The organism is Psychromonas aquatilis, from assembly GCF_038155185.1.
GTDB classification, from domain to species: domain Bacteria; phylum Pseudomonadota; class Gammaproteobacteria; order Enterobacterales; family Psychromonadaceae; genus Psychromonas; species Psychromonas aquatilis.
On the sequence record NZ_JBAKAZ010000012.1, the window covers coordinates 1 to 12,450 of the forward strand.

Here is a 12,450-nt window from a genome sequence, read left to right on the forward strand (position 1 = left end):
CAATGATTTAACACCGATTAACTATGAAAATTTACAAAGTCAGGTGTCCAGTTATACTTGACCAGAATAAAATGCAAAAAGGTAAAGAGCGAAGTGCTTTGTTTTATTCATTGCACCTACAAGGGACGCTAAAAAAAGAAGTCGCAGAGCTTCTCCGCTCATGATACTAAGCTGATACTTAATTCGCCCACCGCCCCAAAGTCAAAGCAAGATTTCTGAAAGTGAGTAGACCTAGCGTTAATAAATAGGTGAGTATCTATCTAAGCGAAGGCCTCGAAGGGTGGATTGGATGAAACTGACCAGTTAATTTTACAGATTGGTATTAGTTAGTTTTCAGTCAATGGCTTTTGACAAACAATTTGTGCAATTGAACGCATTGGATCATGTTTAATGCCTTCAAAATAAAAATGTATTGTCCAATCACTAAACAGTGCTTTTAATTCATTTTCTTGCAATAAAAAGCGTTCACTATTAGGCCTACCAAATTGTCTGTTATTTATTGTAAATGTTTCATAAATAACAAAGCCGCCAGGCTTAATGGCTTTTTTAATTGCGCTAAATAATGGTCGATGTAAGTATCTAAAAACAATACATCCCTGCAATTGCAGAGTACTCAACTTTTCTGGTGCGGTTGATCCATCACCTTCAAAATCAGCATGCCACAGCGCATTGTTATCAACATGATGGTCAGATGCTAGATCGGATAAGTGTTGCTGGTTTATATCGGCAAATAAAACCTCTATTTGTTGAGCTTTTAATGCTAAGCCGTTGTCTCCTTGCCCACAAGCAAGGTCCAAAACAACGCCTTGATCCTTTTTAAATAAATGCTTATAGCGGTCTAATAATTCTGCAGTGTTCATCAATTTCAGATCCTGAGTTAACAATTAATGTGTTGGTATGATCAATTAATATTACCTATAAGCATCTTAGATAAATCTAAGCGTTGATTATTGTAAAGCTTCGATTAGCTCTCTTACATTCTTAAGCGCTATTATTTTTTGATCCGCTTTAACAAATTGTTGCATTGAAGAATGGTAAGCAACCGCCGGTATAAATATTTGTTTTTTACCATGGCTTAGCGCTTCACGCACACGTGGCACAATTTGTGGGATTTGGCGTAATTCACCTGTTAACGCTAACTCACCAATAAAAACAGCGTCATTTGGTAATGGTTTTGAGTTAATGGAACTCAACAATGCAGCGGTTACCGCCATATCAGTAGAAGTTTCTGAATCAGCCATCTTCAGTCCACCGACCAAACTAATGTTGATGTCATAGTAGGTTGGGATACCACCATGTTTTTTTAATACCGCTGTGATTAAGGATAATCTACTGTATGAAACACCGATACAGTTACGAATCGATTTTTCGCCTTCCACTTCTGTTGCCAGAGCTTGAATCTCAATTAATAAATTACGAGCGCCATCTTTAATTACGGAAATAGCAGAGCCTTCAAAGTGTTCTTCACTGCCTGATAAAAATAAACGGCTTGGGTTATCAACTGAATGCATGCCTTTTTCAGTCATTTGAAATATGCCTACTTGTTCAGTATCACCAAACCGGTTCTTATCAGCACGTAAAATACGCACAGAGGCATCGTTTACTTCGATATGAATGGCTGTATCAATAATATGTTTAAGGGTTTGTGGGCCTGCCATTTGTGAGTTTTTGTTAACTTGGCCAACTAAAATTAAGGTGATCCCATGTTGTTTACACAAACGGTTTAATATTTTCGCACAGGTTTTAACTTGGGTAACACCGCCAGCAGATCCATCTACTGAGTTTGATTCAAATGCCTGAATGGAATCGGCTATTAAAAACTTAACCTTATTTTCGATACACTGATTCACAATATCTTCTATGTTATCTGTATCGGATAATAAAAAGTTATCTTCGTTAAAATTAAGCTGTAAACGCTCAATACCTCGTTTTGCCCATTGGCTTAAGCTTTCTTCTGCAGTGACATATAAAGTAGACATTGTTTGAGACATCACAGAAGCAACTTTTGTGAGTAGGGTGGTTTTACCTGAACCAGGGTCACCACTAATTAAGACCACTGAGCCTAAGGTAATGCCTTCGCCTAATACACGGTCCAGTTCGCTTAATCCGGTTGAGACTCTTTGTGCATTTTCAACCTGCACGGTAGAAATCTTTTGAACTCCATTGCTAGTAACACCTGCATAACCGCCTGCTTGGTTTCGATTGATTGCAGCGTTGACCGATTTAGTGGTACTCGAAGCTTCTCGAAATTCAGTAATGGTATTCCAAGATTTACATTCTGAACATTGGCCTTGCCACTTTGTATAATCAGCGCCACAGTCACTGCAAACATAGGATATTTTGGTTTTTGCTTTTGCCATTGGAAGAGTCCGTAATTTGTATAGATATGCAGAGGGTCTTTATGCTTCGTCTGCTAATTGTTGGTTAAATAATTTAATTGCTTGATTTGATTTTGAATAGTCATAACCATTTGAAACTAAATATCTTAATGCTTTATTAACCTGTTTGCTATCGGTTATTTCGTGTTTAAACTTTTTTGATAGTAAGCTACTTGCTTCGTCTACACTGCTAAAACTAGGCGTCGGATAAAGTGCATTATGTGCTTCAATTGCAAGCGAGATAGTATCAAAACGATGACCTTTTGCTTGTAAAAAGCCCATTGCCTTTTGTTTTAAATTGGTAGTGACAATAGCTTCATTATATTTGTTATTTAACAGTTGCTCAGCAGCATCAATATAGTTGAATTGATTCTCTGCAAATGCTTTTTTAATGAGTGGCTCGCCAATCCCTTTTATTTTTAAATCTTGTTGAATCCTTGCTGGACCGTGGCCTTTGTTTTGTGCATTACGAATAAAAGAATCCGCAAAGCGTTGATCGTTCAGATAATTAAAATCCAAACATTCATTGATCACGCTCTCTATCCAATCGTTATTATCGGTTTTACGCTGAAGTTTTTTTAGCAGTTCAGCTTGGCTATGGTCACGACGAGATAAATGCCAAAGGGCACTACGTCGAACGCCTTCAATATCTTTTGCTATTTTAATTGGTTTATTAGCAAACATATTAGCCTCTCATGTTTTTTTATACAGTGTAGCATTGATGATCATTAAAATTATAGTAGGGGAGGTAGAAAAGCACATATTTAAACTATAAAAACTTGTATTGAGCATTCACCACCTTATAATATGCGGCCCCAATAATGGGTTACATACTAAGCGGGTTCCCTCACCCCGTTGTTACATATAAAAAGGTTAAAATATGTTATCACTGTCTCACACGCAAATTCGCCGTGCTCTTACGCTATTGGTTGGATTTCATATCATTGTCATTTGCGCTAGTAACTACCTAGTTCAACTTCCCTTTACTGTTTTTGGTTGGCATACCACTTGGGGCGCATTTAGTTTCCCATTTGTTTATCTTGCAACTGATTTAACCGTTAGAATTTTTGGTCAAAGTAATGCTCGTCGCATTATTTTTAAAGCAATGCTACCAGCGTTACTGGTTTCTTATGTGATTGGTGTTTTGTTCCATCAAGGTGAGTTTCAAGGCTTTGCGTCATTATCTGACTACAACAGTTTTGTGCTGCGTATTGCTGCTGCAAGTTTTGCTGCATACTTATTTGGTCAGTTATTAGATATTAAGGTATTTGCTAAATTAAGATTAACCAAAAAATGGTGGGTAGCCCCAACAGCTTCGACCTTGTTAGGTAATTTATTAGATACATTAATCTTCTTCGGTCTAGCATTTTATGCTTCTACAGATAGCTTTATGGCAGCTAATTGGCCTGAAATTGCAATGATTGATTATGGCTTTAAGTTAATTGTAAGTTTATGTCTCTTCTTACCTGCATACGGTGTGCTTTTGAAAGTATTAGAAACACGTATTCTTAAACAATCAACGACTAATGCTTTAGCCTAAGTTAATGACGTGAAATAAGAAGCTCAAAGGGAGGGCTTCTTATTTTTCAGTAAGCTTTAAGGTGTTTTCTATCGGTTAGTTTTTTTCTTTTGTCTCGTCTCGTACAAATTTAATATCAGCAAACCCCATTCGTTCAAATTCATTTGCTCTAAAGTTTTTTACAATACCTTGCCCGCGACAGCTCATTTCTAACTGTTTTTCCATTGCCCAAAATGAGGTTAAATCAACGCCTTCTGCTTCAGCAACTGCTTCGTAAATATCAAAGTGTTGGCTATAAGAGAAAGTAATTGTTTTTTGTGTACCTTGATAAAAGTAGGTTACGTAGCGTGCCATAAAGTTGTCTCGATAAATAAAAAGCTGATATTAACACAGGTTTATCGATAGCGATTAATTGCTTGGTGATTAATTTTATTGAACCTAGGTTAGATAAAGTGAGCTGTTTTAGTTTTTGCTACGTATTTTTGTTATATGATTAATTTAATTATCTAATTTATATCCTAGCTACATTAGTTATCGACGTTAAGGGTCTGTATGACATTACAAATAGAACATGAAAACTTCTCTTTATTATCTGACTTTATCTTTGAAAGATACGCAGACAATGCATTTGCTTGCCATGTAGGAAAGGAAGCTATTACTTATCAAGAAGCTCAGCAAAAAGTACATGAACTTCAAGCGATGTTATCTAAAGTTGGGTTTAGCCATGGTGATAAAATTGCGCTTTGTAGTGAAAATATGCCTAACTGGGGGATTGTTTACCTTGCGGTAATCGGCATGGGTGCGGTTGTTGTCCCTATTTTACCTGAATTCCACAGTAATGAAATTCACCATATAATCAAGCACTCAGGCGTTAAAGCATTGTTTGCTTCTAGAAAGCTGTGTGCAAAATTAGATGAAGAAGATTTTAGTTCCCGTTTAGCCTATGTATTTGAATTAGAAACCTTTGAATTGGTTGAAGATAAAACACCGACGCATTCAGATCTGTATATCAAAGCAACGAGCGCGATACAAGAAATGAAAGAGCAAGCAATACAGTTTGCGAAGGATAAAAAGCTGATGCCTAAAACCAGTGATCAGAATGCTATCAAGGCTGATGATCTTGCGGTTATTATTTATACGTCGGGCACCACTGGTCAATCAAAGGGGGTGATGCTCACCCATCATAATTTATTGGCACAGTTAGCGCAGGCCAATATTTTAGTGAAGATCAAACCACAAGATAAGTTTTTATCTATTTTACCATTAGCGCATACTTTTGAATGTTCAATTGGATTTTTAACACCTTTCTCGAATGGCGCTTCTATTCATTATATTAATCGGATACCTTCACCAAAAATCATATTAAAGGCGATGCAACAAGTAAAACCAACTTACATGATAAGTGTGCCTTTGATTATTGAGAAAATTTATAAAAATCAAGTGCTTCCGGAGATGAATAAGAACAAGGTACTAAGTTACCTGTACAACAACATTGGTTTTGCTCGCAAACAGTTGAATAAATCGGCAGGTAAAAAACTGTTACAAAGCTTTGGTGGTGAAATTAAATTTTTTGGTATCGGTGGCGCAAAATTACCTGAGTATGTTGAGCAGTTCCTTATTGAAGCACGTTTTCCTTATGCCATTGGTTATGGTTTAACGGAAACAGCACCATTGATCGCTGGTGCTGTAGTAGGCAAGACTAAATTAGGTACAACGGGACCTTTTGTGGCCGACATTGAGCATAAATTTGTAAAGCACAATGAAACAGATAAAGAAGGTGAACTACATGTGCGTGGTCCTAATGTAATGCAAGGTTACTTTAAAGAGCAGAATCAGACTGAAGCAGTCTTGGACAATGATGGATGGCTTAACACCGGTGATTTAGGATACATTGATGATAAAGGTATTTTAACGATAAGTGGACGCAGCAAAAGTGTGATCGTTGGGCCAAGTGGCGAAAATATTTATCCTGAGGCGGTTGAAAGTGTCATCGATAAACATCCTTTGGTCTGTGAATCCATGGTCTTCGAAAAGAATAAAAAATTGGTGGCTAAGATTTATATTGATTACGATAAATTTGATGAGCAATATCAGATGGGTACCAACAGTGATAGTGATATGCATCAAGAGTTGCTGATTTTGTTAGAAGAAGTTAAAAAATCCTCTAATTTAGCATTATCGAGTTATTGTAAATTACATTCAGTTGTCGAACAGAGAGAGCCATTTATTAAAACACCAACGAAAAAGATTAAACGCTATTTATATCAATAATTTTGCTAGTTTATAGGTAAACATTATTTTATCAGTTAGCATTTATTTTTAACGAGATAGTATCAACACTAAGTCGCAATTTAACTTGAACATAAGCAATGTTAATATAGCGACTTATTAATTAACTTGAGAGAAACGAGCATGGCAAATACTGCAGCTGCATTACATATATTAGTGAAACATCAGGATAAAGCTGAAGATATTCTTGCGCAATTGAAAAAAGGAGCTAAATTCCAAACATTAGCTAAAAAATACTCAAATTGTCCTTCAGGTAAAAAGGGAGGGGATTTAGGTGAATTTAAAAGAGGGCAGATGGTGCCTGCATTTGATAAAGTCTGCTTTAATGGAGAGTTGATCAAACCTCATCTTGTTAAAACTAAATTCGGTTGGCATATCATAAAGGTATTGTATCGCTTATGACACAACTATTAAAATAGTGACTTGTTTATTAAATAGGGGCTATTTTTTATGCGTACGGCATACAGTTATGTAAGGCTGTCTTCAAAACGTCAAATTCAAGGTTATGGTAAAGAGCGTCAGTGGGAAGCTATTCAATCCGCAGCTCATGAAAATGGTTGGTTTTTAAGTGATAAGACTTTCTCTGATCTTGGTGTAAGCGGCTGGAAAGGAGCAAACATTGAAACAGGTGCTCTTAGTCAGTTTCTTCGTTGTGTTGAGAATGGCGTGGTTGAATCAGGCAGTATTTTACTCGTTGAGAATGTAGACCGTCTTTCTCGTGCTGGTGTTAATAAAGCAGTTACTTTACTTTTACAGCTACTTGATAACGGCATAAGTATTTATACGTTTACAGATAGGAAACTCTATGAGCCAGACTCTCCTAATCCCCTTATGGATCTAATGGGTTGGGCGCTAACAGCTCAGCGTGCTTATGAGGAGTCATCAAGAAAGAGCCAAATGATTCTAGACGCTAAATCTAAAGCTCAAAAGGAAGCTAGAAAGACAGGTAAGATAATAACGAGGAAGTGCCCCTCTTGGTTAAAGGTCAATGACGATAAAACCGCTTTTGAATTCGTACCTGAGAGGGTTGCTACAGTTAAACGAATCTTTGAACTTTACTTAGCAGGGTATGGTACTCCTCGAATAGGCCGTAAACTTACAGAAGAGGGAAGAGATCCTCTTATAGGTAAGCATTGGTATCCTCGTAGTGTGTCACGTATTTTGCAATATAGAGCTGTTATTGGTGAGTATCAGCCCACTTCAGGTGGAAAAGTTGTAGGTGAACCGATTAGAGGTTATTACCCTGCGATTATTGATATGGAAGAGTTTCGTGAGGCACAGGGTATTATAAAAGAAGGCGGTGCAGGTAAAGGACGAAGAAGTAATGAAATGCGTAATACTTTCGCTGGGCTACTTCGTTGTTCTTGTGGTCAAGGTATGCATATTGTTAGTTCTGTATCAAAAGGTAAAAGATATTATCAACTCAGATGTGTCCAGTATCAAATTGACTGTTTTCGTGCTACGTGGAATTACACAAAGTTTTCTTTGACTGTTTTGTTTGGTTTGAGACGTCTTCCTTTACTTGATGTAATGGGGACTACGTCAAACAAGGATTTGAAAACGTTGAATAATCGAGTTAGAGAGCTTACAGAAGAGCTTGAGGAACTAAAAAATCAGGTCGATAACACGGTTAATGCTATCGCAGCGGTTGGTATTAATACCGCTCTTGAGGTGAAGCTAAAACAACTGACAGCTCAAGTAGCAAAGACGGAGAAATATTTAGATATTACAAAGGCGGAATTAGAAGCTGCTCATGGGTTAGAAACGGTCACAAAGCATGATAATGAAATGCTGATTGAAAGGTATAAGGATATTGTTGATAACTCAAATACAGTAGAAGGCCGTATCAAATTGAATCAGCTCTTACGTCGTTATTTAAGTAAGATTGTATTGACTGGTGAGAAAGGGAAGGGCCAGCGTTTAATTGAGGTTTTTCGTAAAGATAATAAGTGCATCCTCACTATTGAGTGTGACAATCGTTTTAGTGAGTCCATTATAACAGGTGAAGGGTTCTCAGAAGCTTACGGATTGAGTAAGTACACTCGAAGGGAAGCTACTTTATAATGTTTCTCTTGTTGTCTTGCTGATAGCTGTAAAGAGGGGGGAGGGGGCGAGATATTGAGCTACCTTGACGATTGCATAATCTAGTGACTTTGAGACAAAACGTGTTTTACGTTTAGTGGTTTTTAGGTTTTTTAAAGTAATACCACTCTACACTGTTGTGTACACCCTAAGTTTTCTCAAGGTGTACACATGTGTACGGTTTATTGCTAATGCCCTGTAGAGCCCGTTGTGTGGGGCTTATAGGCCTACAACGAAATATTAAAAGTCCTCTTCACGAGGTTCATTAACATCATAATCAGTATCACTTCCTCTAACTGCTCCAGCTTGTTTTAGCCATTTTTTTCTTGAAGATACAGAGATGCCTAACTCTAATCCTCTAACGGCTTTCCTTAATCCTTCCCTAAAGATATCAGGGTCATACCTCTCAATGAGTCTTCCTAGATCCTTAGCGTTAGATTCAATTAGCTCTCTTTCTCTGTTTTCATCATCGGGTATAAACTCTTTACCAGTAATTGCATTTGATAAACGTCTAATCTTAGGGAAACCTTTAGAATCCCACGCACTCTTTTCCATTAGATATTTATTGTTAAGGGTTTCCGCTAACTGTTCTGTAAAACTTTCCAAGTTTGTTAACTCGTCTAGGTTATAATTACCTAATGCCTCTTTACACGCTTTGAGGCCTCTAGCAATGTGTGCTGCTTGACCTTGACTGCAACCTACTTCTTTAGCAGTATCTGATACACTTAAATCAAATTTACCAGTAACAATCAACGCTCTGAATTTAGACTGCATTGCTTCTTCTTTAGTTACGCTAACACCATGTAATTGATTAGCTTCTTGTGCAGCTGAAAATGCTTCTTGGTATGTTCTATTATCTATAATGTAAGCTGGAATCGTTAGGTCTGCATCAGGTTTTTCTTCAAGGTATTTTAAACAAGCACCTGTTCGATGAAACCCATCTACAACATAGTAAATATCACCTACTACAAATACAGTTATGGATTGTCGTATCGGTAAACCGTTACGTAAATCAGTAAGAATTTCCTTGTCTTGAGCTTCTTGCTTAATCTCTTGTGCTGCTCTTAAACGTTTATCTTTAATTAACTCTGTATCACGAGCTTGCATTGCTGGGTCTAAAGTGAGTTTTCTTGGGTCAAGTCTACTGTGTCTACTATCAGACATATATTTATTCATTAATCATTCTCTTTGGCTGTTAAAGCCCTTTGTACTGTTGATAAAGATACACCTACAGTGGACGCTATCTTTCTTAAAGAGACTCCTTGAGAACGAAGCTCAGAGATGCGCTGGTGGTTTGTCTCATTGATAGGCCTACCTTTGTATTTTCCAGCTGCTTTAGCCTTTTCAATACCTTCTTGACGTCTTTCTTGAATCATTGCCAATTCAAATTGAGCAACAGCCCCTAACATATTCAGCATTAATTCAGACATATGGTCACTTCCACCAGCATTAAAGCAGAGGTTTTCCTTATGGAATTTCACACTGACACCTTGGTTATTCCAATCATTAATCAACTGCTTCAAATCAACTAAGTTACGAGCTAGGCGGTCAATACTATGAACATGAATGGTGTCACTCTCGCGAACATAGTCTTTAAGCTCATTTAAGGCTGGACGCTTTGTTGAACTACCACTGCATTTATCAATGAAGGTCTTATCAAAAGATATGCCTATATCATTAAGTTGACGGTCTGTGTTTTGGTCAACTGTTGAGACTCTAAGGTAAGCTATACGTGCCACTTGATGTACCCGTTTGGTTTTAAGAGGTGGATAATATTATTGTACCTATTAATTAAAATCAATCCTAATAGGTACCATTTGATCACTCTTTGACCGCAGTCATTTGGGTATACCTAATGGATACAGATAAATTAAATAGTTATGAGGTATTTAACAAAACTATACAAAGGTAATCACCCAGTCGATTTGTTATACTTTAAGTCTAATTTATATAAAAATAACAATTAAATTTAATAAAAAATAGAAGGTGGAAGGAATGACAGTTGATCTAGAGGTAGACATTTCGGATGAATTTCCATGGTTAAGAAGTGAAGGTTTAAATGGCGTAAAAGGGGCTATAGAAGTTCATATTATTGATGTTATATATCAAACCTTTATTTGTACTGCTGATCAAGATTATGTGACAAGTCGGTTACTGGCTTTATATGGTAAAGATCGAGATTTCTTTTGGTCAGCAGCCCAGTGTTTGGAGAAATATTTCAAAGCTATATTGGTATCTCGCGGTATTAACGTTCCTGATACCCATAATATATCAGCTCTTTTTGATCGCGTAAAAAAGCAAATTCCTACGTTCAACTCTTTTGAATTTGATATTGATATGGAATCTTTAGTAGGTGAAGATTATGTGAAATGTATGGAATTATTTAATATCCAAAAGTTTATTAATTTGATTAATGAGCAAGGAACCCCACATCAAAGATATAACATGTCTGGTTATAGTTTCAATATATCTTTAGTCTTTCATTTAGATTGTTTTGTTGCTTTTACACGGCAAATTCTTGCATCCAAGGCAATTTCAGAAAGTTTTGTGAACTCAATACACTCCCATTTACTCAATGTGTTGTTTATTCAAAATGCTTACTTTAATAACCGAAAGCTTGATACATGTAATATAACAATAAAAGAATTTCCTAAATTTTCAAACGTTACTAATACAAAACTAGATTACCTTGTTCGTCATAAGGGAACAGACCAAAACTGTAATTATGCTTTTGATTGGTTGGATAAAAAAGTGAAACTACCTAACTCATTAAAGCCTAAAAAGGCTAAGCCAAAAAATAAGAGACTTAAATAGACAAGGTGTCTGATAAAGTAGGAATGATTCGTTTATTGGTATGAATACTTAATCAAGTTATCATATATTTGTACAAAGAATTGGTACAAACCTATAACTTTATGTGGAGTTAACTGTTTGATTTTAAATTGGTTAGTTACATTATAGAGTTCGAATCTACATTGTTTTTTTTGGGTGAAATGTTCTTAAAAACTTTGGTTAATTCTACAAAAAGATTAAGAATAATTATTGTGTGCTTAAAGAAACTTAATTAAGGTACTTTATAGAACCTAATACGTCATTCAAAATAATCCCTGTTTGATACCTATCAGATAGGGATTATAAGTCTCAAATATTAACCCTATTACGATGATTTTAAATAACATTCCTACTTTAAGACTAAGCTTCCCATAAAGCCTTAATCTCACTACAATAAAATAAAAGTATCAGTTGATTGTATAGGGTTTGATACCTGTGTATATTGTACTTACTTTTTGTTTTAGTGAATTAATCTATTGAGCGCCAAACAGCATAAAAACGCAACGACAACACCAGAAATTAGAGCTTTTATTAATCAATCCGAATTGCCTACGGCGGTCTTAGCTCGCCTTCTAAAAATTTCTGAGTCAACTGTTCGAAAATGGCGTCGCCGCGATGTCCTCGATGATGCCTCTCACGCACCAAAACAATCCAACTCAACACTGACATTACAACAGCAATATGTTGTGGTGCAATTACGTACACATTTAATGCTTTCACTCGATGCGTTACTTAGTGTTTGTCGTCAATTCATCAATGAAAATACATCTCGTGCTGGTTTACAGCGTTGTTTGAAGCGCCACGGTGTTTCAAAACTGGCAGATATCGACCCTGCAGGTGAACTGACCAAACTAGAGCAACAAGTCTCCGTAGCCATTCAAGATAATTCATCAGATAAAGTATTGAATTCGGTCGTTAGCCCTGAAGCTATGTTAGAAGTATTAAATCAATTACGTAGTGAAGAGTTTATAAAAACACAAGATAGTCAACTTGCTGACCATGCTAGAGCAGCCAAATCAAGGGCGCTGACTGGGTCAGATGTGGTACAGGTTAGTGTGACGACCTTACCTGAGTTAGATAAAAAAACAGTTAATAATCAAGCCATACATCGTTTATTGATAGCGCATGATCCTGATAGCCAATGGGTCTATGTAGATTTATATCAAGATGATGAGGCAGATGCTGCAAGACGATATATGAAACACGTTTTAAAGCATGCACCATTTCATATTCGTCGTTTATTAGCGGCAAATTACAATGAATTTTTAAGTCGATTTCATTTACTAAGCGAAAAATAGCGTTTAATAAATTAATAGTAATGCCATTGGAGAAAATAATGTCAAAAAAGCA

Annotated in this window: 12 protein-coding genes; 6 read left to right on the forward strand and 6 right to left on the reverse strand. The window is 36.4% G+C overall.

All coding sequences use genetic code 11. The features are described from left to right. Nucleotides 1-326: 326 nt before the first annotated feature. The 3 genes from V6256_RS04875 to V6256_RS04885 all read right to left on the reverse strand — a co-directional run bounded on the left by V6256_RS04875 (nt 327) and on the right by V6256_RS04885 (nt 3,062). Nucleotides 327-860: a class I SAM-dependent methyltransferase gene (locus tag V6256_RS04875; RefSeq protein WP_341596953.1), complete on the reverse strand. Its 534-nt coding sequence runs from the start codon at nt 858-860 to the stop codon at nt 327-329. Nucleotides 861-947: 87 nt separating this feature from the next. Then, nucleotides 948-2,360: a DNA repair protein RadA gene (radA, locus tag V6256_RS04880; protein WP_341596954.1), complete on the reverse strand. Its 1,413-nt coding sequence runs from the start codon at nt 2,358-2,360 to the stop codon at nt 948-950. Nucleotides 2,361-2,399: 39 nt separating this feature from the next. Then, nucleotides 2,400-3,062 carry a regulatory protein RecX gene (locus V6256_RS04885; protein ID WP_341596955.1) on the reverse strand — a complete coding sequence of 221 codons (663 nt, stop codon included), beginning with the start codon at nt 3,060-3,062 and terminating at the stop codon, nt 2,400-2,402. Nucleotides 3,063-3,258: 196 nt separating this feature from the next. On the opposite strand from V6256_RS04885, the gene V6256_RS04890 reads away from it, so the two are divergent. Continuing rightward, the gene (locus tag V6256_RS04890) at nt 3,259-3,918 is read left to right on the forward strand and encodes a 7-cyano-7-deazaguanine/7-aminomethyl-7-deazaguanine transporter (protein WP_341596956.1); all 660 of its coding nucleotides are present in this window, start codon (nt 3,259-3,261) and stop codon (nt 3,916-3,918) included. Between the two features lie 75 nt (nt 3,919-3,993). Here V6256_RS04890 and V6256_RS04895 read toward each other — a convergent pair whose 3' ends face one another. After that, entirely contained in the window at nt 3,994-4,251 is a 258-nt protein-coding gene (locus V6256_RS04895; RefSeq protein ID WP_341596957.1) for a DUF2960 domain-containing protein, read from the reverse strand. Nucleotides 4,252-4,449: 198 nt separating this feature from the next. Between V6256_RS04895 and V6256_RS04900 the strand changes: the two genes are divergently transcribed. The 3 genes from V6256_RS04900 (at nt 4,450) to V6256_RS04910 (ending at nt 8,250) form a co-directional block, all read left to right on the forward strand. Further along, the gene (locus V6256_RS04900; RefSeq protein WP_341596958.1) at nt 4,450-6,168 is read left to right on the forward strand and encodes an AMP-binding protein; all 1,719 of its coding nucleotides are present in this window, start codon (nt 4,450-4,452) and stop codon (nt 6,166-6,168) included. A 141-nt stretch (nt 6,169-6,309) separates the two neighbouring features. Further along, nucleotides 6,310-6,588: a peptidylprolyl isomerase PpiC gene (ppiC, locus tag V6256_RS04905; protein ID WP_341596959.1), complete on the forward strand. Its 279-nt coding sequence runs from the start codon at nt 6,310-6,312 to the stop codon at nt 6,586-6,588. 48 nt (nt 6,589-6,636) lie between these two features. Beyond that, entirely contained in the window at nt 6,637-8,250 is a 1,614-nt protein-coding gene (locus V6256_RS04910) for a recombinase family protein (protein WP_341596960.1), read from the forward strand. A 258-nt stretch (nt 8,251-8,508) separates the two neighbouring features. Here the strand turns inward: V6256_RS04910 and V6256_RS04915 are convergent, their stop codons facing one another. Both V6256_RS04915 and V6256_RS04920 read right to left on the reverse strand, forming a co-directional pair. Further along, nucleotides 8,509-9,444, reverse strand: a complete 936-nt coding sequence (locus tag V6256_RS04915; protein WP_341596961.1) for a hypothetical protein — start codon at nt 9,442-9,444, stop codon at nt 8,509-8,511. After that, nucleotides 9,444-10,007 (reverse strand): recombinase family protein, encoded by a 564-nt coding sequence (locus V6256_RS04920; protein WP_341596962.1) that lies wholly within the window; start codon nt 10,005-10,007, stop codon nt 9,444-9,446. Before V6256_RS04920 ends, V6256_RS04915 begins: the two co-directional genes overlap by 1 nt. 256 nt (nt 10,008-10,263) lie before the next feature. Here V6256_RS04920 and V6256_RS04925 point away from each other — a divergent pair, with 256 nt between their 5' ends. Beyond that, nucleotides 10,264-11,082: a HEPN domain-containing protein gene (locus V6256_RS04925; RefSeq protein ID WP_341596963.1), complete on the forward strand. Its 819-nt coding sequence runs from the start codon at nt 10,264-10,266 to the stop codon at nt 11,080-11,082. A 494-nt stretch (nt 11,083-11,576) separates the two neighbouring features. Continuing rightward, nucleotides 11,577-12,398: a helix-turn-helix domain-containing protein gene (locus V6256_RS04930; protein ID WP_341596964.1), complete on the forward strand. Its 822-nt coding sequence runs from the start codon at nt 11,577-11,579 to the stop codon at nt 12,396-12,398. Nucleotides 12,399-12,450 lie beyond the last annotated feature (52 nt).

What these genes read in the sequence shown, in the direction of transcription:
- V6256_RS04885 (WP_341596955.1), bottom strand. Translation starts at nt 3,062, where the DNA reads ATGTTTGCTAATAAACCAATTAAAATAGCAAAAGATATTGAAGGCGTT.
- radA (WP_341596954.1), bottom strand. Translation starts at nt 2,360, where the DNA reads ATGGCAAAAGCAAAAACCAAAATATCCTATGTTTGCAGTGACTGTGGC.
- V6256_RS04875 (WP_341596953.1), bottom strand. Translation starts at nt 860, where the DNA reads ATGAACACTGCAGAATTATTAGACCGCTATAAGCATTTATTTAAAAAG.
- ppiC (WP_341596959.1), top strand. Translation starts at nt 6,310, where the DNA reads ATGGCAAATACTGCAGCTGCATTACATATATTAGTGAAACATCAGGAT.
- V6256_RS04890 (WP_341596956.1), top strand. Translation starts at nt 3,259, where the DNA reads ATGTTATCACTGTCTCACACGCAAATTCGCCGTGCTCTTACGCTATTG.
- V6256_RS04915 (WP_341596961.1), bottom strand. Translation starts at nt 9,444, where the DNA reads ATGAATAAATATATGTCTGATAGTAGACACAGTAGACTTGACCCAAGA.
- V6256_RS04895 (WP_341596957.1), bottom strand. Translation starts at nt 4,251, where the DNA reads ATGGCACGCTACGTAACCTACTTTTATCAAGGTACACAAAAAACAATT.
- V6256_RS04925 (WP_341596963.1), top strand. Translation starts at nt 10,264, where the DNA reads ATGACAGTTGATCTAGAGGTAGACATTTCGGATGAATTTCCATGGTTA.
- V6256_RS04900 (WP_341596958.1), top strand. Translation starts at nt 4,450, where the DNA reads ATGACATTACAAATAGAACATGAAAACTTCTCTTTATTATCTGACTTT.
- V6256_RS04910 (WP_341596960.1), top strand. Translation starts at nt 6,637, where the DNA reads ATGCGTACGGCATACAGTTATGTAAGGCTGTCTTCAAAACGTCAAATT.